General features: G+C 46.5%; 16 protein-coding genes and 3 rRNA genes. 8 read left to right on the top strand and 11 right to left on the bottom strand.

Annotated elements, in window-relative coordinates; translation table 11 throughout:
- The 5 genes from gap (at window position 1) to purK (ending at window position 4,813) form a co-directional block, all read left to right on the top strand.
- Entirely contained in the window at window positions 1–1,014 is a 1,014-nt protein-coding gene (gene gap / locus AC0VYG_RS04485; RefSeq protein WP_475431146.1) for a type I glyceraldehyde-3-phosphate dehydrogenase, read from the top strand.
- Window positions 1,015–1,095: 81 nt separating this feature from the next.
- Entirely contained in the window at window positions 1,096–2,544 is a 1,449-nt protein-coding gene (pyk, locus tag AC0VYG_RS04480) for a pyruvate kinase (protein ID WP_475431145.1), read from the top strand.
- A gap of 18 nt (window positions 2,545–2,562) precedes the next feature.
- Window positions 2,563–3,018 carry a methylglyoxal synthase gene (locus AC0VYG_RS04475; RefSeq protein WP_475431144.1) on the top strand — a complete coding sequence of 152 codons (456 nt, stop codon included), beginning with the start codon at window positions 2,563–2,565 and terminating at the stop codon, window positions 3,016–3,018.
- Between the two features lie 239 nt (window positions 3,019–3,257).
- Window positions 3,258–3,749 carry a 5-(carboxyamino)imidazole ribonucleotide mutase gene (gene purE, locus AC0VYG_RS04470; protein ID WP_267905988.1) on the top strand — a complete coding sequence of 164 codons (492 nt, stop codon included), beginning with the start codon at window positions 3,258–3,260 and terminating at the stop codon, window positions 3,747–3,749.
- On the top strand, window positions 3,749–4,813 hold the full coding sequence (purK, locus tag AC0VYG_RS04465; RefSeq protein WP_475431143.1) for a 5-(carboxyamino)imidazole ribonucleotide synthase: 1,065 nt from the start codon (window positions 3,749–3,751) through the stop codon (window positions 4,811–4,813). Before purE ends, purK begins: the two co-directional genes overlap by 1 nt.
- A gap of 131 nt (window positions 4,814–4,944) precedes the next feature.
- Here the strand turns inward: purK and AC0VYG_RS04460 are convergent, their stop codons facing one another.
- The 4 genes from AC0VYG_RS04460 to AC0VYG_RS04445 form a co-directional block, all read right to left on the bottom strand.
- Window positions 4,945–6,258: an MFS transporter gene (locus AC0VYG_RS04460; protein ID WP_475431142.1), complete on the bottom strand. Its 1,314-nt coding sequence runs from the start codon at window positions 6,256–6,258 to the stop codon at window positions 4,945–4,947.
- 181 nt (window positions 6,259–6,439) lie between these two features.
- On the bottom strand, window positions 6,440–7,390 hold the full coding sequence (gene pip, locus AC0VYG_RS04455) for a prolyl aminopeptidase (RefSeq protein ID WP_475431141.1): 951 nt from the start codon (window positions 7,388–7,390) through the stop codon (window positions 6,440–6,442).
- A gap of 293 nt (window positions 7,391–7,683) precedes the next feature.
- Window positions 7,684–7,872, bottom strand: coding sequence for a hypothetical protein (locus AC0VYG_RS04450; RefSeq protein ID WP_475431140.1), 189 nt, complete (start codon window positions 7,870–7,872; stop codon window positions 7,684–7,686).
- Between the two features lie 227 nt (window positions 7,873–8,099).
- Window positions 8,100–8,996, bottom strand: a complete 897-nt coding sequence (locus AC0VYG_RS04445) for a DMT family transporter (protein ID WP_475431139.1) — start codon at window positions 8,994–8,996, stop codon at window positions 8,100–8,102.
- A 104-nt stretch (window positions 8,997–9,100) separates the two neighbouring features.
- On the opposite strand from AC0VYG_RS04445, the gene AC0VYG_RS04440 reads away from it, so the two are divergent.
- Window positions 9,101–10,042, top strand: coding sequence for a LysR family transcriptional regulator (locus AC0VYG_RS04440; protein WP_475431138.1), 942 nt, complete (start codon window positions 9,101–9,103; stop codon window positions 10,040–10,042).
- Window positions 10,043–10,191: 149 nt separating this feature from the next.
- On the opposite strand, the gene AC0VYG_RS04435 is transcribed toward AC0VYG_RS04440, so the two are convergent.
- Together AC0VYG_RS04435 and AC0VYG_RS04430 are read right to left on the bottom strand one after the other, a co-directional pair.
- Window positions 10,192–10,953: a class I SAM-dependent methyltransferase gene (locus AC0VYG_RS04435; protein ID WP_475431137.1), complete on the bottom strand. Its 762-nt coding sequence runs from the start codon at window positions 10,951–10,953 to the stop codon at window positions 10,192–10,194.
- Window positions 10,954–11,393: 440 nt separating this feature from the next.
- Window positions 11,394–11,840: a hypothetical protein gene (locus tag AC0VYG_RS04430; protein ID WP_475431136.1), complete on the bottom strand. Its 447-nt coding sequence runs from the start codon at window positions 11,838–11,840 to the stop codon at window positions 11,394–11,396.
- Between the two features lie 96 nt (window positions 11,841–11,936).
- Between AC0VYG_RS04430 and AC0VYG_RS04425 the strand changes: the two genes are divergently transcribed.
- The gene (locus tag AC0VYG_RS04425; RefSeq protein ID WP_475431135.1) at window positions 11,937–12,380 is read left to right on the top strand and encodes a MarR family winged helix-turn-helix transcriptional regulator; all 444 of its coding nucleotides are present in this window, start codon (window positions 11,937–11,939) and stop codon (window positions 12,378–12,380) included.
- A 636-nt stretch (window positions 12,381–13,016) separates the two neighbouring features.
- Window positions 13,017–13,217, top strand: a complete 201-nt coding sequence (locus AC0VYG_RS04420; RefSeq protein ID WP_475431134.1) for a hypothetical protein — start codon at window positions 13,017–13,019, stop codon at window positions 13,215–13,217.
- Window positions 13,218–13,505: 288 nt separating this feature from the next.
- Here the strand turns inward: AC0VYG_RS04420 and rrf are convergent.
- The 5 genes from rrf to oadA form a co-directional block, all read right to left on the bottom strand.
- A 5S ribosomal RNA gene (gene rrf, locus AC0VYG_RS04415) occupies window positions 13,506–13,620 on the bottom strand.
- A gap of 186 nt (window positions 13,621–13,806) precedes the next feature.
- Window positions 13,807–16,691: ribosomal RNA gene (locus tag AC0VYG_RS04410) — 23S ribosomal RNA — on the bottom strand.
- 359 nt (window positions 16,692–17,050) lie between these two features.
- A 16S ribosomal RNA gene (locus AC0VYG_RS04405) occupies window positions 17,051–18,587 on the bottom strand.
- Together the 16S, 23S and 5S rRNA genes form the textbook arrangement of a ribosomal RNA operon.
- Before the next feature lie 489 nt (window positions 18,588–19,076).
- Complete coding sequence (locus AC0VYG_RS04400) at window positions 19,077–20,249, bottom strand: sodium ion-translocating decarboxylase subunit beta (protein WP_475431133.1); 1,173 nt, start codon at window positions 20,247–20,249, stop codon at window positions 19,077–19,079.
- 32 nt (window positions 20,250–20,281) lie between these two features.
- A complete protein-coding gene (gene oadA, locus AC0VYG_RS04395; protein WP_475431132.1) occupies window positions 20,282–22,087 on the bottom strand; it encodes a sodium-extruding oxaloacetate decarboxylase subunit alpha in 1,806 nt (601 codons plus the stop codon).
- Between the last annotated feature and the right edge of the window lie 35 nt (window positions 22,088–22,122).

Below are 22,122 nucleotides of genomic sequence, written 5' to 3'. Positions count from 1 at the left end.
ATGACAATTAAAGTAGCGATTAACGGATATGGACGTATTGGACGCAACACACTGCGAGCTTTATACGAATCAGGTAAGCGCGAGCACATTCAAGTCGTCGCGATTAATGACCTTGGCGACTCAAAAACCAACGCTCACCTAACTAAATATGACACAGTACACGGCCGTTTCGGCGAAGAAGTGACGTTTGATGAGGAAGCGCTCTACATCAATCAAGACAAAATCCGTACTTTTTCTGAGCGTAACCCAGCGGATCTTCCATGGGCAGAGCTCGAAGTAGACGTTGTCTTTGAATGTACAGGCTTCTTCACAACCAAAGAAAAAGCCAGCGCACACCTTAGTGCAGGTGCGAAAAAAGTCATCATTTCTGCGCCAGGCAAGGAAGTTGATGCAACCGTTGTCTACGGCGTCAACCAAGATGTTTTGACCAGCGACATGACCGTTATTTCAAACGCGTCTTGCACCACTAACTGCTTAGCTCCAGTTGCCAAACCACTGAGCGACAAATTAGGCATCGAAAGTGGTCTGATGACCACAATCCACTCTTATACAAACGATCAACGTTTATCTGATGTATACCACTCTGATCTGTATCGTGCTCGTGCTGCAGCAATGAACATGATCCCAAGTAAAACAGGGGCGGCCGCAGCCGTTGGTCTCGTTGTACCTGAACTGGCTGGCAAATTCGATGGCATGGCCGTTCGTGTACCCACCATTAACGTATCACTAGTCGACCTTTCTTTCTTAGCACCTCGTGAAACCAGCGTGGAAGAGGTCAACCAAATCATCGAAGATGCGGTGAAAGCCGACCCAATTCTTGCCCAGGTTCTGCATATTAACCACGATCCTCTGGTGTCCTCTGATTTCAACCACAGCGCCTTTACGTCTAACTTTGATGCGACACAGACTCGTGTTCAAGGCAAATTGGTCAAAGTGATGTCTTGGTATGATAACGAATGGGGCTTTTCTAACCGCATGTTAGACAATACCATTGCACTAATGAACGCAAAATAAGCAATATTAGCAAAGGCTGCTGACGCAGCCTTTGTCCTACCTTATACTCTCTATACGCTTTCAAATGTTTGGTAATCTATCATGACTCGTAGAACGAAAATTGTTGCAACACTTGGTCCGGCCTCTAGCTCCCCAGAGATGATCGAAAAATTGATCCTAGCTGGCGCAAATGTGTTTCGCCTTAACTTTTCCCATGGACAGCCAGAAGACCATATAAATCGTGCCAATGTGGTACGTGACATGGCAAAAAAAAATGGTCGTCATGTCGCTATTCTGGGCGATCTACAAGGACCTAAAATCCGTATTGCTCGCTTTAAAAATACCAAAGTTGAGCTAAAAGATGGGGCAACCTTCATTCTTGACGTCGGCTTCGACAAAAACAGCGGTGACGAAACCCGTGTAGGTATTGATTACCCTCAACTGGCTAAAGACTCTCAGCCAGGCAATATTTTGCTATTGGATGACGGCCGTGTGGTTCTAGAAGTGACCGAGGTAAAAGGCCAAGAAGTGATCACCAAGGTCATTGTCGGTGGTGATTTGTCTAATAACAAAGGCATCAACCGTCAAGGCGGTGGACTCTCTGCCGCCGCACTAACAGACAAAGACAAAGAAGACATCAAAACAGCAGCAGCTTTGCAAGCAGATTACCTAGCGGTTTCCTTCCCACGCAGTGCGGATGACCTAAACGAAGCTCGTGCTCTTGCTGAAGCGGCGGGCTTGAAAGCGGGCATCGTCTCGAAAGTAGAACGCGCTGAAGCCGTAGCGGACAACGAAACATTAGACGCCATTATTATGGCATCCGATGCCGTCATGGTAGCCCGTGGTGATTTAGGCGTAGAAATCGGTGATGCCGAATTGATCGGTGTACAAAAACACATGATCAAACGTTGCCGTCAATTAAACCGCCCTGTTATCACGGCAACGCAAATGATGGAAACCATGATCACCAGCGCCATGCCAACCCGTGCAGAAGTGTTCGACGTAGCCAACGCCGTGCTAGATGGTACCGATGCGGTTATGTTGTCAGCAGAAACCGCTGCCGGTGCTTACCCTGAAGAAGTCATCAAAACCATGAACCGGGTTTGCTTAGGTGCGGAAAAACAGCCAGCTATTAACCGCTCTAAACACCGTATTGACGTAACCTTCACAGGTATCGATGAAACCATCGCCATGTCGGCTATGTACGCGGCTAATCACCTACAAGGGGTGAAAGCCATCATCAGTTTAACGGAATCGGGTACGACACCGCTTCTGATGTCGCGCATCAGCTCAGGCTTACCAATTTATGCCTTGTCGCCTAACCAAGCTACATTAAACAAAGTCAACCTTTATCGTGGCGTAACCCCCGTGGCTTTCTCTTCGCAAGAGTTCAATGTGGATACGATTGTGTCTGGTCTTGTTGATCATGTTAAGTCCCTTGGTCTGATTAAAGATGGCGACCTAGTCATTGTGACAAAAGGCGATCATTTGGTAAGCTACGGCACAACCAACATGATGAAAATTGTCAAAGTCGGCAATACAGCGGAATAACCCAATATGGGGACTCTCTTGATAAAGAAAACCATCACCACACCAGAGCGTAAAAACGTCGCTCTGGTTGCCCATGACAATATGAAACCTGAGCTTATTGAGTGGGCAAAAAAACACAAAGAAAAGCTAATCAAACACAATTTGATGGCAACGGGGACGACGGGCAATTTAATGCAAAGGCATTTGGATGTGCCAGTCAAATCCCTTATCAGTGGCCCACTGGGTGGTGATCAACAACTTGGTGGCTTGATTGCGGAAGGCAAAATCGACGTTTTGATCTTTTTTTGGGATCCATTTGAGCCCATGCCCCATGATCCTGATATCAAGGCACTGCTTCGCGTTGCAGCAGTATGGAACATTCCCATAGCTTGTAGCGTGTCCTCGGCGAATTTCCTCGTCACTTCGCCACTATTTAATAGTGAATTCGAGCGAAAAATCCCTGATTACGAGCAATACCTAAAAGAGCGGCTTTAAGTCGCTCTTTGTTTATTCCAGCATAGCCCTTCTAGTAAAACGAATTCCCCCTTCAACCCTCGCGGTTTTTGGCAAAATCGGCTATATTAACGCGCAATTAAAACCACTCTTTTAAAACCTATTAGGCTGAAAACATCCACATGAGCGAGGGTGTTCTCAAGGTTTTGTCAGAGCCATTGTATGTCGTTCAACATATTCACCCCTGAACACCACGTTGAACCCTTATCAGGAGAAAGATCTTGCAAGCAAAAGTAGCCCTTATTATGGGATCAAAAAGTGACTGGGCCACCATGGAAGGTGCCGCTGAAATCATGGACACACTGGGCGTTAGCTACCATGTGGAAGTCGTTTCCGCTCACCGAACCCCAGTGAAACTTGCTGAGTTTGCAGAAAGCGCAGTTGAAAAGGGCTTCCAAGTCATCATTGGTGGTGCAGGCGGTGCAGCACATCTGCCTGGCATGGTTGCGGCCCATACTCGACTCCCCGTACTCGGTGTACCAGTACAAAGCAAAGCTCTAAACGGCATGGACAGCCTGCTTTCTATCGCTCAAATGCCAAAAGGTGTTGCGGTTGGCACATTAGCCATTGGTACCGCTGGGGCATTTAACGCAGGCCTATTAGCTTGCCAGATCCTAGCCAATAACGACCCTGAACTGGCGAAAAAAATTGACGCGTTTCGCGCCAAACAAACCGAAACAGTACTCGCTAACCCAGATCCTCGGGAGGCCTAATGTCAACATTATGGGTATTAGGCGCGGGTCAACTGGGCGCCATGTTAAAACAAGCCGGCACCCCATTGGGAATCGATGTGCGCCCTGTGGATATTGAGGCAACAGACGAATTGCCGCTGCAAGCAAACGACATCGTCACCGCCGAGCGAGAAGAATGGCCAGAAACCGTTGCCACCAAGCAGTTAGCCACACATAACAACTTTGTTAACCTTGCGACCTTCCCTCAACTGGCGGATCGTCTGACGCAAAAGCAATGGCTAGACCGCCTAGACCTTGCCACGGCGCCTTGGTTTCCTGTAGAAGCCGACTCTAGCGCACAACACGCTTACGACACTTTAGGCGAACGCGTCCTTATGAAACGTCGTCGTGGCGGTTATGATGGCAAAGGCCAATATTGGTTAAAACAAGCGGAAAACTCAGAAATCCCCGACGACTGGAAAGGTCAAGCCATTGCCGAACAAGCCATTAACTTCGACGAAGAAGTCTCCCTTGTTGGTGTACGTGGCAAAGATGGTGAAAAGTATTTTTACCCGCTCACCCTCAACCTACATATCAATGGTATTTTGTACGCATCAATATCGCCACTTAAACGCCTCGATCAATACCAAAGCAAAGCAGAGACGATGCTTGGTAAATTGATGGATGCATTAGACTACGTTGGTGTTATGGCTATGGAATGCTTCCGTGTGGGGGATGACTTACTGATTAACGAGCTCGCCCCTCGCGTGCACAACAGTGGCCATTGGACACAAGCAGGCAGCAACGTTTGCCAATTTGAAAATCACGTCCGTGCCGTTATGGGCTTACCACTAGTGAGCGCTGAGATCAAAAATCAAAGTATGATGGTGAACTTGATCGGCGTCGATCTGGATTACCAATGGCTCAGCATCCCAAGTTTAGAACTCTACTGGTATCAAAAAGACGTTAGACCTGGCCGCAAAGTGGGTCACCTGAACTTCTGCACAGGCAACCTAACGGTTCTGGAAACGGCGTTAGACAGGCTCAATATGCCAGCGCCTTATCCACAAGCCATTGAGTGGTTAAAAGCGAACCTACCCGCCTAATCCTCCATAGCGAACAAGCAGTAGAAAGGCCCATTGAGCACGGTACTAAATAGTACCGAATGCTAAATGGGCCTTCTTTTTCTTTAGTACCACCAAACGCTTAAATCAACAAAGTGCCAGACCGTTCTAACTTATACTTCGGGTAAGCGTAGCGCCATCAAAACACCCACAATCGCCATACCCGAAAAGACAAGAATTAACCCTTCTAACGAGATAAATTGCGTTAGCGCGCCAATAAAACTCATCAACAATAGGATAAAACCAATCATTGTATTACTAACGGCCACATAACTGGTTCGCTTATTGCCATCGGCTAAATTCACTAAATAGGTTTTCCGCCCTACCCGCACTCCTTGATGGGCAATCGTCAGCAAGAAATACAAAACCGGTAACAACAAGAAATTGTCTAACAGTGAAGGCGCCAACCAAGAGACCGCAAACAAGACCAAACCAATCAAAGAGCTAAACAAACAGGCCGCCATCATCACTTTTCGACTGGAACGATCGGAGAACTTTCCCCAAAAAGGCGCAGAAACAAGCGAGGCTAAACCACTGGCACCAATAAACATCGCCAACACCCACATGTTATTCCCTAGGGTATGCTGAGCCAGAACAACATAGAAAGGCGCACTCAGAGCGGTACATAAAAATAACGAACGAGTGATCACAAACTGGCGAAAGGCTTTATCCGTTTTTAGCAAACTCAGCTGCTTAAGCGCCTCTTTAAAGCCGTTCTTACCGCCATCTACTTCGCCAGAAAACTCCACAACGCGGGAGTAAACCAACGCCCCCAACAGCCAAAAAATAGCCGCTCCCATTAAGCAAACGCCATACACATAGGCATTACCTTCAAAGGACGTTAACGCACTCAATAACATGACGATGGCAATCCCGACGGTTACTAACCCAGCGACACTTGCCGACCAACCTGTCACTTGTCCGCGCTGCGTTTTCGGAACCGTCTTACCTAACACATCCTTCGACGCCACCGAGCTAAGCCCACGGGCAAGACTAAACACCACCAAACAAGCAATCACCAACCAACCCGCCACAGCCCCTTGCATTGTCATGGCTATCAACCCGATCAGCACAACACTGATCGACTGCAAAATACTCCCAACGATCCAAACCCATTTACGGAGCGGTAACTTACGTATAAAACTCGCAATGGCTAATTGCGGCAACAAAGACCCAGACTCACGAATCGGCACTAACCAACTCAGCAAATACACTGGCGCTCCAATGCTATTTAATATCCAAGGCAAGGTGATTTTTGGATTAATCATGGCATCGCCCAAATTGGTAAAAAACTGAGCGATAATCAGCTTGATAAAATTACCAGGCACCTCCTTACAAGCCGACTCATCAATGGCTTTACATGCTCTGGCATCTTCTTCATTGGTTATTTTTTCGTACACCGACTCCAACACATCTTTGCTGGCCATAAATTCCCATACTCCAAAAAAACAGTCTCAGCTTGTCTGAGATAATAGCGCAAAATTCTAGCACTTTAGATAATGAATTTCTGTGACGGGATGTGAACATTTGCAGAGTCTTTTGCAAAAATAGGGGGACGTTGCGGAGTCGATTGGATGGTTTTGTTACAGCATGGAATATGATAATAGCCTATCTACGGAACTTATCCAGCGCAGCCGTCATCGCTTCAGGAAAACCAATCCCACCATGACCAGCTTCCTCCAAGATACATAACTCACTCTTCGGCCACGCACGATGCAGCTCCAAAGCAATATCTAGCGGTCCAGAAATATCCCATCGACCATGGATTAGGACAGCCGGAATATTTGCAATACAATTCATCCCAGCCATCAACTCATTATCGGTTAAGAAGCAACTGTGGCTCCAATAGTGCGTTACGGCACGAGAAAAGATAAGGCTAAACTGTGGATCTCTGTAACGTGGGTTGGACTCCCAACCTGGCATAAGTGAAACATGGGTGTCCTCCCAACGACACCACTCGAGTGCAGCCTGCTCACGTGTTTCTGGATCAGGGTCGGCCAAGAGTCGTGCATAGGCAGCGGATAAGTCGCCACTTCGCTCGGTTTCAGGTATAAGCGCACAAAAACGCTCCCATTCACGAGGAAAGATCCTGCCCATATCCCGCGTGATCCAATCGATTTCACGTCGAGTTCCAGCCGTTACTGACCCAAGCACCATCGCTCTGACTCTCTCTGGATATCGCTGCGCGTATACGAGACCTAGTGTCACTCCCCAGGATCCACCCACAACAACCCAATTATCGATCTTAAAGTGCTCACGGAGGGCTTCAATATCAGCAATCAGGTGATCGGTGGTGTTTGTACTCAAGTCAGATTCAGGCTCAGATATGAGCGGAAGGCTACGGCCACAACCTCGCTGGTCAAATAAAACGGTACGATAGGCTTTGGGGTCAAAATTACGCCTTGAGCCAGGACCACAACCACTTCCGGGTCCACCATGAAGGTAAATAGCTGGAATTCCACCAGGATGACCGACCTCTTCCCAATAAATGCTGTGGCCGTCACTTACCTCTAACATCCCCGAATTAAACGGCTCAATCGGCGGATAACGTTTTGTCATTCTTGTTCTGACTCCAATCTATCAATATGGGACTACTAAGCAGTTATAAAGTGGCGAAGCCATGGCTATAACCGTCTGTTAAACGGCTGCATCGTTTAAAAGGGGGGGAGTTGCTTTTTCAAGATTGACGACGTCCCTGTTAATATCGCAGTGCTTTTTCTCCCTTGCCAAGGGAAATTCCAAAATTTTAGGCTGGATTTACGTCTATTTTTTTAAAACGGTATATCTCTTTTTACTCGGATCCTGAGCATTAGGCAATACTCGATCCTCAGGCTCCATGACCTAATCCGCTTTCAAGACAAGGTGATTTTTGGGTTAATCATGGCATCGCCCAAATTTGTAAAAAACTGAGCGATAATCAGCTTGATAAAATTACCAGGCACTTCCTTACAAGCCGACTCATCAATGGCTTTACAGGCTCTGGCATCTTCTTCATTGGTTATTTTTTCGTACACCGACTCCAACACATCTTTGCTGGCCATAAATTCCCATACTCCAAAAAAACAGTCTCAGCTTGTCTGAGATAATAGCGCAAAATTCTAGCACTTTAGATAATGAATTTCTGTGACGGGATGTGAACATCAAGGAAAAACAACCCAGAGATAGGCTACTTTGTTGAATCAACCAAGACATCAATATACGACGGAACGGCTATGCTACTTCTATAGACAGCAAAGACGCCCCATCAACTATTAATAGGCTGAGATAATTAACCTGCGTCTAATTGCGAGCGAACCACCGACATACGTTCTTCAGCTTTGCGCTTACGTCTATCTCGGTTACCCAAGTACGCCAAAGGCAAAATGATAAACAGAGCCCCAATCACAAAGAAGAAATCGATCGACTCGTTAAAAATAATCCAGCCCAATATCACAGCAAACAGCAAGCCGGAATATTCCGCACTGCTCACCTGGCTCGACGCCACATAGCGGTAACCTTGCAGGCACGCTAAGCTATAAACAATCGAACACATCGCCGATGCACCAGCGTATAACAAGCCATCCATATTCCAAGACGCCCCTTCCCAAATTGCCAAACAAGCCGTTAAAGGCAACGCCGATAGATGGGTTATCAAAAGCCCAAAGAACAAGTTTTGATTTTTTGGCAACTTGCGAATCAGCAAACTATTGGTCGCCAATACCACGGAAAACAACACCGCACTGATCATCCCCCAACTGACGTCAGAAGGTCGTAAAATGATCAATACCCCAACAAAGCCAGATACAGCCGCAATCACAATGCCCGTGGTAATTTTCTCTTTAAAGAAAATCCCCGCAAACAACACAATCAGAATCGGCGCGATATAAAACACCGCATTAGCCGTGGCAAGCGGCAGCGCCGTTAACGATATAATCAATAAAACACTCGCCAATACCCAAAGATTACCTCTTAGCAAATGCAGTTTAAGACCTATATCTCCTTTAAAATCAATGTGTTTATAAGCCAATGGCAATAACACAAGACAAATCATCACAAGACGCATAAAGGTAAACTGATAAACGGCCACACTGCTGCCCGCCATTTTGATAAACACATCGCAAAACGTCGCGAAGAAGTTACCTATCACTAGGATCAAAATAGCGCTACCGATGGTTTTTCCAGACATAGCCGCTCCTTGAGTACAATATATAAAGAACCGCATTCTAGCCTCGACTTCACCATCAATAAAATGATATATCCTCACTTAGTATTCGTTTTTTGGATAATAAAATGCTACCACCACTGAAAGCTCTACCTGTCTTTGAAGCCGTTGCCAGATTAAACAGCTTTTCCCTTGCCGCCCAGGAGCTCAACCTAAGCCAAAGCGCTGTCTCCCATCAGATTCGCGCCTTAGAAAATCACTTGGGTGAAAGCCTTTTCCAACGCCAAGGTCGCTATCTCAGCTTAACAACAGAGGGAAAACACTATTTAGACGCCATTAGCAGCTCCTTGTCGCAAATTGCCCGTGCTAGCAACCTGATACGAGGAGAAAGTGAAACCAAGGTGAGAATCGCTGTCTACAGCTCCTTTGCCGTGTGTTGGTTAATGCCACGCCTACCCGACCTGATGCGACGACACCCTAACCTAGATATCAGCATTACCATGACCCACAGCTCACCCGAGCTTTCTGATAAAACCGCCGATTGCTTTATTACCACAGACAAAGACAAACGCGGCTTCGCATTTACCCCCATCTACCGGGAAAGAATCTTCCCCGTTTGCAGTCCAGCGTTTTATGAAGCCATGAAAAACACTCTCGATATTCGTTCCGACACAGGCATGGCCAACTTACTTGAAAAACAGCCCGAGAGATTGGGCGACTTCCCCTTGGTCACTTCCTTTGGCATCTATAACGAATACACAGAAGACTGGCGCCGCTGGTTTTCGGAGAAAGGAAAAATCCTACCGGACGAACTACAACTGCATAAATTTAGCCATCTACTGCTCACCTACGAAGCCGCTAAATACTCCCTTGGCATCGCCCTGATCAACGACTATATGTTCAATGAAGACAAAACCAAAGACGACCTAATCCGCCTGCCCACCCACCATATCGAAACCGACGATGAATTCTACTTTGCTTACAAATATTCAAGACGCAACGAACCTGGAATTGCCGAAGTAAAACGATGGTTGATTAATGAATCTGCGGGGTTGGGATTGGGGGAATGATATATAGTGAGATGATTCGGGGGCGGGGATAACACCGCGTTAAAGGGCAGCAACGCACTGCCGCTAAACCTCAATTTACCACCGTAAACACAAATACCAAGATGTGAGCAAAATTCGCCACGCGTTGCCTGTTCCTCTTGAACGCTTTGTCAGCAACAAATTGGCCCAATAAATAGGCATGACTTGTACTTAAACTTGACTTGACCATGTAAAGAAAACTGGTTAAATACCACCTCTAACTCTTTCACAAGACGCGAGTATTCTGCTGTACCTGGCAGTGGACAGTATGACGATGACCTCATTCTGCCCAGTAACCCTTCATAGTCAAAAAGTTGTTCGTTATTGTATGTATATGTCTCCATTCGATTGGAATCGAAAAATTGAGGCACTTCATTGTCTTTAAGGTTCTTATGATTAATCGAATCGTAGTCTTTTGAATATGCGCCTAAAATTTCATCGTACGCAATCTGAAAATCTTGTTCGACGCACCTTTGGTTCCACACCAAAGCAAGGACACCGTTTGGCTTAAGTATGCGTTTAAATTCAGGAATTGTTTTGTCTTTATTAAACCAGTGAAAGGATTGCGCGGCTGTGATTACATCAACACTGCTCTCCTTCAAACAAGTCGATTCTGCTGTCGCATTTAAACTCGTAAAGTTTACTTTATGGCCAAGCTTGTTTTCTGCGGAATGTCTCATTGCATCATTGGGTTCTATCCCTATAACTTTTACGCCTTGATTAACAAGTAACTCACTGAATATCCCTGTTCCAGAGCCGATATCTGCAATAACCGAACACTGATTTAAGTTGGACAGCTCCAAGAGCTTATTAATCAAGTCTAATGGGTAACTAGGCCGGTATTTGTCGTAATCAGCAACACGACTAGAAAATCTATCTACTGGATTGGACATATATCCTCCTTTGTTACTAACACTTAATAGTGCTCATACCCGTTTGTACAGCTGCGTACCCCTAACTATCCTATCTGTCATAATTGAAATTTAACACCCTTTCTAAAACGACAAATCGAGTGTATTCGTTCTTCTATCTCTCTTTTAGGAAAGGTACAGCGTATTATTTATGTTATGAGTTTTTTAATCATTGATTTAACTGTAGTTTTTTCTCTTAGCACCAAAAGAAACGCATCGAAAAACGCACAAAAAAAGAGACAGAAGATTCTATTCACCTCGGTATTGAATTCACGCCGACGCGTTGAGCCTGAAAAACTGGCTCAAATGAATACAATGACAGGGTGGTCTACAAAAGCAATTGGAGTTATTTGACTGAGCATTAAGGACATGGCCTCCTGCCTTCGCAGAATGGCAAGAACGGAGGCCTTACTAGGGTACACTTAAGCAGGCCGTCTAAATCTACCACTCATTCTAAGACCGTCTCTCATATTCATTCCCATCAAGATGAGATTGGTTGCACCAGCAAGCAATTCGACGCCTTGAACCATGTAGAAATCAGTATCAAAAACACCTACGGATGCCCAATGATCAAGCAATACGGCGCATGGAATGAGCACTAATATCCCATTGATTGCGATAAAGGGCATTCTCTTTTTCTTTTGTTGTACGAGCTTTCCACTTCTAGATTTTGCTAAGGCGAAACCACTAGCACCCGTTAAGGCAATGGAAGGAACAAGAATAAATAAACCTGGCCATACAATAAGACTTTTCAGGATTGCTATGGATTCTGCTGTCCCAAAAAGCTCAACAAAAATGGTTGCCGAGAAAAATGTGGCAATGCACAAGATGGCTGCGGATGCAGCAATTCGATGGAGTATGGACAACATGATTCCCTCCTAGGGAAATAATTGGTAACATATTGTCATTATGAAAACATCAAACCATATTGTCAACATGTTGTCAAACTATCAAAAGGATTGCAGATGAACACTCCTCAAAAAGGTACGGTATTTACCGACATCGCTCTTGAAGTATTCAAACTCGGCGGGCTCCTGGTTAGTGAAGGTGACCATATGGGATCGGAATATGGCATTACGAGTGCTCGATGGAAAGTTTTAGGGGCTCTTTCTCTAGCTGGTGCTCCACAAACTGTACCGCAAATAGCCAGAAGCATGGGACTGACACGACAAGCAGTACAACGACTTGTTGATGCCATGAGTGAGGATGAACTTCTACTGTTCCAAGACAATCCCGACCATAAACGCGCAAAGCTGATAAGCCTCTCAGCGCTTGGAGAAACGGTATATTTGCAGCTGTATGAAAAGCAAGCGGAGTGGGCAATGAAGTGCTCCATAGGTATCACCAAGACAGAACTTGAGACAACCCTGTCTGTTCTTAAGCGAATCTCGGAGTCTATTGACCGCTAACCGTTAAAATAATATCGACGACTTGGCGCATTTCTTTGCGAAAAAGGAGCGGCAGAGTTAGGAGGAATCTTTCAGACAATATCGTTTGGCTAACATTAAGCTAACCCCCTCCTTGTTTCGTACTTCTCAACACGACATCAGCAATCACTTCAAAAAGATGATTAGAGCGCAATTGATGGGACGGCTGGTCACATAGCCAAGGTGAAGTATACGTATTTGCAGAGCGTGACCATAACAAGCTCTTTACCAAGATTGAAGAGACAACACTAAAACTTAGTACTTAATACTGAGGAACCATTGGGGCTGTCGCTAAAGGTAGCGAGCAAAGATAAGGCAAGGCAAAAATCACCGAAAAGCGGAATTTATACCTATAAACGAGCATTTTGAGGAGTTTTTTTAACGCAGAATTATCAAGCACATTAGTTTTGCGGCATCCCCCTTCGCAGAAATGAGGGTTTTGGAACCCTATTGCTTTAACCTCTTACTGTGGATAAGAAACAGTCAAATTTAGTAGATTTTCAGTCATGTTTGATGACTGATCTTTTTTTAACCAAATTCACTGTTGTAATTCACACTTACCACCCTCAAAATATACCTTCTTTTTTTAACTCAAAAGGATCATATAAGGATCAAAAAATGAAAGTTAAGCAGAAAAAACGCAATCCCTATGCGTTTGACCCAATCATGCGTAAAGGTGGGGTTCACGAAAAAACCAACAAAGCAAAACGCCGTAAAAACAAACTGCAAATGCAGAAGGAGGCTGCCAACTGGCAGCCTTATTTGTTTCTAACACTGCTAAAAAAGTGCTTCTCAACAAAAACGTTTCTTGAGATGTAAAAAAGCCCCGACCATTTATGATCAGGGCTTCCTATTTAAAATCTTGATAACGACCTCACGGATCTAACGCTCTATCTTTGAAAAGATTAACTCAGATCAATCGTCACCTTGCTATTGGATTTGCGCTGACGCGTTGAGCCTGCGAAACAGGCGCAAGCGAATACAATGGCAAGGTGGCATCTGCGTCTAATTTTTAGGGAGGTTAACTCCCCTTTTTACTTTTTTGGATTTTCTGCAGACGAAAAAAAGCCCTGACAGCATAAGCTATCAAGGCCTTCTATGATTAAAGCTTGACGACGACCTACTCTCACATGGGATCTCCCACACTACCATCGGCGATGGCGCTTTTCACTTCTGAGTTCGGGATGGGATCAGGTGGTTCAACGCCTCTGTGACCGTCAAGCAAACGGGTGTGCGCAATGCGCAAATTCGTTTACTTGTCTCTGTTAACAATTCATTTTGAAATAGCGACAATCAAGCGTTAAACCGGATCGTATTCTGTGTCTTTTGTGTGTCTTACGACCTCCATGGAAGGAGGAAGTGCTGGAATGGTCAGGAACCATCTCCAGTAAAACCACTTTGGTGTTATATGGTCAAGCCTCACGAGCAATTAGTATTGGTTAGCTCAATGCCTCACAGCACTTACACACCCAACCTATCAACGTCCTCGTCTCGAACGGCTCTTTAGGGAACTTATGTTCCAGTGAGATCTTATCTTAAGGGAGGCTTCCCGCTTAGATGCTTTCAGCGGTTATCCCGTCCGAACATAGCTACCCGGCAATGCCACTGGCGTGACAACCGGAACACCAGAGGTTCGTCCACTCCGGTCCTCTCGTACTAGGAGCAGCTCCTCTCAAATCTCAAACGTCCACGGCAGATAGGGACCGAACTGTCTCACGACGTTCTAAACCCAGCTCGCGTACCACTTTAAATGGCGAACAGCCATACCCTTGGGACCGGCTTCAGCCCCAGGATGTGATGAGCCGACATCGAGGTGCCAAACACCGCCGTCGATGTGAACTCTTGGGCGGTATCAGCCTGTTATCCCCGGAGTACCTTTTATCCGTTGAGCGATGGCCCTTCCATTCAGAACCACCGGATCACTAAGACCTACTTTCGTACCTGCTCGACGTGTCTGTCTCGCAGTTAAGCGTGCTTTTGCCTTTACACTCTATGCATGATTTCCGACCATGCTGAGCACACCTTCGTGCTCCTCCGTTACTCTTTGGGAGGAGACCGCCCCAGTCAAACTACCCACCACACAGTGTCCTCGATCCGGATTACGGACCTGAGTTAGAACCTCAAACATACCAGGGTGGTATTTCAAGATTGGCTCCAATAGAACTGGCGTCCTATCTTCAAAGCCTCCCACCTATCCTACACAAGTAGGTTCAAAGTTCACTGTGAAGCTATAGTAAAGGTTCACGGGGTCTTTCCGTCTAGCCGCGGATACACAGCATCTTCACTGCGATTTCAATTTCACTGAGTCTCGGGTGGAGACAGTGCCGCCATCATTACGCCATTCGTGCAGGTCGGAACTTACCCGACAAGGAATTTCGCTACCTTAGGACCGTTATAGTTACGGCCGCCGTTTACTTGGGCTTCGATCAAGAGCTTCGCTTACGCTAACCCCATCAATTAACCTTCAAGCACCGGGCAGGCGTCACACCCTATACGTCCACTTTCGTGTTTGCAGAGTGCTGTGTTTTTAATAAACAGTTGCAGCGGCCTGGTATCTTCGACCGACTAGTGCTTACGGAGCAAGTCCTTCACACCGGCCGGCGTACCTTCTCCCGAAGTTACGGTACCATTTTGCCTAGTTCCTTCACCCGAGTTCTCTCAAGCGCCTTGGTATTCTCTACCTGACCACCTGTGTCGGTTTGGGGTACGGTTCATGTATATCTGAAGCTTAGAAGTTTTTCCTGGAAGCATGGCATCAACCACTTCACCCAAAAGAGGGCTCGTCATCAATTCTCGGTCTTAAGAGGAACCGGATTTGCCTAATTCCTCAACCTACTACCTTAAACACGGACAACCATCGCCGTGCTGGCCTAGCCTTCTCCGTCTCTCCATCGCAATATACATAAGTACAGGAATATTAACCTGTTTCCCATCGACTACGCATTTCTGCCTCGCCTTAGGGGCCGACTCACCCTGCCCTGATTAACATGGGACAGGAAACCTTGGTCTTCCGGCGGGGAAGTTTTTCACTCCCCTTATCGTTACTCATGTCAACATTCGCACTTCTGATACCTCCAGCCTGCCTTACAGCTTGACCTTCAACGGCTTACAGAACGCTCCTCTACCGCTCATCCTAAGATGAACCCGTAGCTTCGGTGTACAGTTTGAGCCCCGTTATATCTTCCGCGCAGGCCGACTCGACTAGTGAGCTATTACGCTTTCTTTAAAGGATGGCTGCTTCTAAGCCAACCTCCTAGCTGTCTAAGCCTTCCCACATCGTTTCCCACTTAACTGTAACTTTGGGACCTTAGCTGACGGTCTGGGTTGTTTCCCTTTTCACGACGGACGTTAGCACCCGCCGTGTGTCTCCCGCGCTAACACTCACTGGTATTCGGAGTTTGCATGGGGTTGGTAAGTCGGGATGACCCCCTAGCCCAAACAGTGCTCTACCCCCAGTGGCAATACGCGAGGCGCTACCTAAATAGCTTTCGAGGAGAACCAGCTATCTCCGAGCTTGATTAGCCTTTCACTCCTATCCACAAGTCATCCCCGGACTTTTCAACGTACGTGGGTTCGGTCCTCCAGTTAGTGTTACCCAACCTTCAACCTGCTCATGGATAGATCGCCCGGTTTCGGGTCTATTCCCAGCAACTAAACGCCCTATTAAGACTCGGTTTCCCTACGCCTACCCTATGCGGTTAAGCTTGCTACTGAAAATAAGTCGTTGACCCATTATACAAAAGGTACGCAGTCACGGAACAAGTCCGCTCCCACTGCTTGTACGTACACGGTTTCAGGATCTATTTCACTCCCCTCACAGGGGTTCTTTTCGCCTTTCCCTCACGGTACTGGTTCACTATCGGTCAGTCAGGAGTATTTAGCCTTGGAGGATGGTCCCCCCATCTTCAGACAGAATAACACGTGTTCCGTCCTACTCGTTTTCATGCCTAAGGCGTTTTCGTATACGGGGCTATCACCCTTTACAGCGATCCTTTCCAGAATCTTCTACTAACACCAAAGCCACTTAAGGGCTAATCCCCTTTCGCTCGCCGCTACTCAGGGAATCTCAATTGATTTCTTTTCCTAAGGGTACTTAGATGTTTCAGTTCCCCTCGTTCGCCTCGTATGACTATGTATTCATCATACGATACCCGCAAGCGGGTGGGTTTCCCCATTCGGACATCTCGGGATCAAAGCTTGTTTATCAACTCCCCCGAGCTTTTCGCAGATTACCACGTCCTTCATCGCCTCTGACTGCCAAGGCATCCACCGTGCACGCTTGGTCACTTGACCATATAACCCAAAATAGTTTTTAGAGTGAAGTTACCTCCGCTCTCTACTTAAGTCACATACCAAAGAGCTTTTGTCCCTCTCTGGATTTACGATATTAGATCGTCACCCTCTCATCAGAAGGAAATAAGATGAGAAAAGTGCAATCCACCGGTTTGACGCTTGATTATCGTCTATTTCAAAATTCGAATTGTTAAAGAGCAAGTTTAGTGCAAAGCACTAAGTCAGAAACTAAAATGCATCTCATCATTCACCAAAAAAGTAAATGTGCTGCTTTAGCGTCTTGCTTAGGACTTTATCCTAATGCTTTTAAGATAGGGATCAGATAATTTGTGTGAACGCTCACCAAGCCTTCTATCGTTTAAGGAGGTGATCCAGCCCCAGGTTCCCCTAGGGCTACCTTGTTACGACTTCACCCCAGTCATTGACCACTCCGTGGTAAACGTCCCCCCTAAGGTTAGACTATCTACTTCTGGAGCAATCAACTCCCATGGTGTGACGGGCGGTGTGTACAAGGCCCGGGAACGTATTCACCGTGACATTCTGATTCACGATTACTAGCGATTCCGACTTCATGGAGTCGAGTTGCAGACTCCAATCCGGACTACGACGTACTTTTTGGGATTCGCTTACTCTCGCAAGTTCGCTGCCCTCTGTATACGCCATTGTAGCACGTGTGTAGCCCTACTCGTAAGGGCCATGATGACTTGACGTCGTCCCCACCTTCCTCCGGTTTGTCACCGGCAGTCTCCTTAAAGTTCTCGGCATTACCCGCTAGCAAGTAAGGATAAGGGTTGCGCTCGTTACGGGACTTAACCCAACATTTCACAACACGAGCTGACGACAGCCATGCAGCACCTGTCTCACAGTTCCCGAAGGCACAAACACATCTCTGCGTTCTTCTGTGGATGTCAAGAGTAGGTAAGGTTCTTCGCGTTGCTTCGAATTAAACCACATGCTCCACCGCTTGTGCGGGCCCCCGTCAATTCATTTGAGTTTTAACCTTGCGGCCGTACTCCCCAGGCGGTCTACTTATCGCGTTAACTGCGCCACTAAGTCATTACAACCCAACGGCTAGTAGACATCGTTTACGGCGTGGACTACCAGGGTATCTAATCCTGTTTGCTCCCCACGCTTTCGCACCTCAGTGTCAGTATCAGTCCAGGATGTCGCCTTCGCCACTGATGTTCCTTCCTATATCTACGCATTTCACCGCTACACAGGAAATTCCACATCCCTCTACCGTACTCTAGCCTGCCAGTATCCGGTGCCATTCCAAGGTTGAGCCCTGGGGTTTCACATCAGACTTAACAAACCACCTACGCGCGCTTTACGCCCAGTAATTCCGATTAACGCTCGCACCCTCTGTATTACCGCGGCTGCTGGCACAGAGTTAGCCGGTGCTTCTTCTGGAGCTAACGTCAAAATACTTGGCTATTAACCAAGCACCCTTCCTCACTCCTGAAAGTGCTTTACAACCCTAAGGCCTTCTTCACACACGCGGCATGGCTGGATCAGGGTTCCCCCCATTGTCCAATATTCCCCACTGCTGCCTCCCGTAGGAGTCTGGGCCGTGTCTCAGTCCCAGTGTGGCTGGTCATCCTCTCAGACCAGCTAGAGATCGTCGCCTTGGTAGGCCTTTACCCCACCAACTAGCTAATCTCACGCAGGCTCATCTAATAGCGGAAGGTCCGAAGATCCCCTCCTTTCCCCCTAAAGGATTATGCGGTATTAGCATGCGTTTCCACATGTTGTCCCCCTCTACTAGGCAGATTCCTACGCGTTACTCACCCGTCCGCCGCTCGTCAGCAGGAGCAAGCTCCCCTGTTACCGCTCGACTTGCATGTGTTAAGCCTGCCGCCAGCGTTCAATCTGAGCCATGATCAAACTCTTCAGTTTAAAAAGCTTGCTCACTCAAATTCTTACACTAACAATAACTTAATCGATTCATCATCAAAAATGACAAATCAACATAAAGCGAATTGACGTGTTTGACTCTCGTAAGACTTCATTTTTTTGATCGCTCAGTGCCCCACCTAGTAAACTAAGCAAAACCCTGTCGATCTTCTGAAGGTCTCAGCGAGCGCCCACACAAATTATCTGATTATCTATTTTAAAGAGCGTCTGACGTGTTATCGTTCGGCTTGCTTAGCCTGTTGTTTCAGCTAAGTGGCAAAGCGTTGTTTGCGTTGCCGTCCGTGTCAGTGGGTGCGTATAATACATCCTAGAATTTTGAGCGCAAGTACTTTTTGTATTTTCTAGCAATTAAATCCAACTCTATGTCTTTCCGTTTAAATAGTGTACAAAAAGCCTTTTTGGAGCCTCCCATTAAACACAAAGACGCCGAAGCGCCTTTGCATTTTCCCTTATATTCTTCCCTTCATACACCTAGCTGCCGACGTAGCTCAACATCACCCCTGCGGCAACAGCTGAGCCAATCACCCCTGCCACGTTTGGCCCCATGGCATGCATTAATAGAAAGTTCTGTTTGTTTGCTTCTAAGCCAACTTTATTGGCTACACGCGCCGCCATCGGTACGGCAGACACTCCCGCAGCACCAATTATTGGATTAATAGGATGAGAAGACATTTTATTCATTAACTTCGCCATCAATACACCCGACGCTGTCCCAATAGAAAAAGCAATTAGGCCCAAACTTAAGATCCCTAAGGTTTCGATATTCAAGAAGGCCTCTGAACTCAACTTTGAACCAACCCCTAACCCAAGGAAGATGGTAACAATGTTGATCAATGCATTTTGTGCGGTATCACTTAATCTTTCTACAACCCCACACTCTCGCATCAAGTTACCGAAGCAAAACATGCCCAACAAAGGAGCAGCCGAAGGCAAAAACATGGCCACCAGCAAAGTGACGACAATTGGAAAAATGATTTTTTCTTTTTTCGAAACAGGTCGCAGTTGCTCCATTTTAATAGAGCGTTCTTCTTTGCTGGTCAGCGCTCGCATAATAGGAGGCTGAATCAGTGGCACTAATGCCATATAAGAATAGGCTGCCACCGCGATAGCCCCAAGCAATTCTGGCGCCAAGCGGCTCGCCACAAATATCGCAGTCGGTCCATCCGCACCACCGATAATACCAATCGCAGCGGCATCGGCTAAAGCGAAGTCCATTAACCCAGACGTCCCCAATAGAACAGCCCCAATAACTGTTGCAAAAATCCCAAACTGGGCCGCCGCACCAAGCAATAAGGTTTTAGGGTTCGCAAGCATAGGACCAAAGTCTGTCATGGCCCCGACTCCCATAAAAATAATCAGAGGAAATAAACCTGTCTCGATTCCCCCGTGATAGATGTAGTATTGCAACCCACCCGGGGCTGTCATGTGGCCTTGAGCATCATAAACAGGCGCGGCCATAAACCCCGCTCCAGGAATATTGACTAATACCGCCCCAATGCCGATGGGTAACAGTAATAAAGGCTCAAAGCCTTTTTTTATTGCCAAGTATACAAGCAGCAATCCAATGCAGATCATGACAAATTGCCCAAATTCTAATTGGTAAATGCCAGTATCACGGTAAAGAGTCAGTAATTTATCTTCCATCGTTATTAATAACCTTCTGAATAAGGTGAATACTATAAGACTAAGAGCGCTTGACCCACTTGAACCGAGTCACCCTCTTTGACATGAATAGCCGCTACGACCCCCGATTGCGGAGCAGATATTTCCGTTTCCATTTTCATGGCTTCAAGAATCATAATGACGTCACCTTCTTCAACTTGTTGGCCTACCGACACTAAAATTTTAAAAATATTGCCCGATAAAGGAGAAGGAACAGGCTCACCTGAGGCTGTAGCAGACGCTTTTGCTGTCTCTACAGGTTGAGAGTGTGGTTTAGGTTGGATAGCGCCAATCTCTCCGCCTTCGGATACTTGAACAACAAATTGCTCACCTGATACCGTGACGGTATAGACACTTTCTCCCGATGGGGTGGCACTGGCTTGGACTTGAGTACTGACATTCGGTGTTTCTTCTCCTTTAGGAGCGGTAGGAGCGGGTTCAAAGGCACTTGGATTCAGACGGTTTTCCAGAAATTTCAAGCCCACCTGAGGAAACAAGGCATAAGTCAGCACATCATCAATTCGATCATCCGACAATTGAAAACCTTTCTCCGTTGACAAAGCCACTAATTCCTCTGTTAGCTTGTCTATTTCAGGAGAAAGCAGATCGGCAGGACGACAGGTAATCGACTCCGCACCATTTAGCACTTTTTCTTGCAAAGCTTTATTAAACGGCGCGGGAGCAGCGCCATACTCTCCCTTTAATACCCCTGCGGTTTCTTTAGAGATGGATTTATAACGCTCACCGGTTAGCACATTCAATACAGCCTGAGTGCCGACTATTTGTGATGTTGGCGTTACCAATGGAATAAAGCCTAAATCTTCACGCACTCTAGGAATTTCAGCCAATACATCGTCAAATTTATCGGATGCACCCTGCTCTTTGAGCTGACTCTCCATATTGGTGAGCATACCACCTGGTACTTGTGCTATCAGAATACGAGAATCAGTGCCTCGTAGTGACCCTTCAAACGCCGCATATTTTTTACGAACGCCTCTAAAATAGGTCGCGATTTCCTCTAAACGCGCCAGATCTAACCCTGTGTCACGCTCTGTTCCTTGCAGTGCGGCAACAACCGCTTCAGTTGAAGTGTGACCGTATGTCATTGACATGGACGAAATGGCCGTATCAACACGATCTATACCCGCCTCGATGGCCTTTAGAATGGTCATATCTGATAAGCCAGAGGTTGCATGGGCATGAAGCTGTACTTCTAAATCCGTTTGCTCTTTCAACAAACTCACTAATTCAAAAGCATCGTAGGGCGTCAAAATACCAGACATGTCTTTGATTGCGATGGAATCCGCTCCCATGTCTTCCAAGGCTTTCGCATAATCCACCCAATTTTGAGTGGAGTGCACTGGGCTTTTGGTGTATGAGATAGTACCTTGCGCGTGCTTGTTCTGCTGTTTAACCGCTTTAATGGTCGTTGCTAGATTACGAGGGTCATTCATCGCATCAAAAATACGAAAAACATCCACCCCATTGGTTGCAGCACGCTCAACAAACTTTGTAACCACATCATCAGCATAATGTCGATAACCTAATAGATTCTGCCCTCGTAGCAGCATTTGCTGTGGCGTTTTTGGCATGGCCTTTTTTAGCTCGCGGATTCGATCCCAAGGATCCTCACCAAGATAACGAATACAAGCATCAAATGTTGCCCCACCCCAGGATTCTAGAGACCAAAAACCAACTTGATCTAACGCCTCAGCAATAGGCAGCATATCGTCAATGCGCATACGAGTAGCAAATAAGGATTGATGGGCATCACGCAAAACGACATCGGTAATCCCAAGGGGTTGTTTCACTGCTGTCATATTTCAGCCTCTGACAAAAATTATTAATATTATTA

Source organism: Marinomonas sp. 63XJN7_7_ISO-PGPR-S23-202, from assembly GCF_056173505.1.
Note: the sequence above shows the minus strand (reverse complement) of the source record. Positions and strands in the feature narration are given on the sequence as shown.